The organism is Sulfitobacter sp. 15WGC, assembly GCF_005068605.1.
Classification (GTDB): domain Bacteria; phylum Pseudomonadota; class Alphaproteobacteria; order Rhodobacterales; family Rhodobacteraceae; genus Sulfitobacter; species Sulfitobacter faviae.
Genome location: NZ_SZNL01000288.1, coordinates 1 through 219, shown reverse-complemented (window position 1 = coordinate 219; position 219 = coordinate 1). Strand labels below are relative to the sequence as shown.

1 rRNA gene is annotated in these 219 nt (G+C 53.9%); it reads right to left on the bottom strand.

Annotated features, from left to right (window positions below):
- A 23S ribosomal RNA gene (locus FCK22_RS18800) occupies window positions 1–219 on the bottom strand; the annotation flags it as partial.

The following is a 219-nucleotide window of genomic DNA, read 5'->3' as shown; positions in this document are numbered from 1 at the left end:
CTCTCCACGACGGACGTTAGCATTCGCCGTGTGTCTGCCATCCAGTACTCCTCGGTATTCGGAGTTTGGTTAGGATCAGTAAGCCTGTGGGGCCCATTACCCATCCAGTGCTCTACCCCCGAGGGTATTCGGATGACGCTCTACCTAAATAGATTTCGCAGAGAACCAGCTATCTCCGAGTTTGATTGGCCTTTCACCCCTAGGCACAGCTCATCCCGA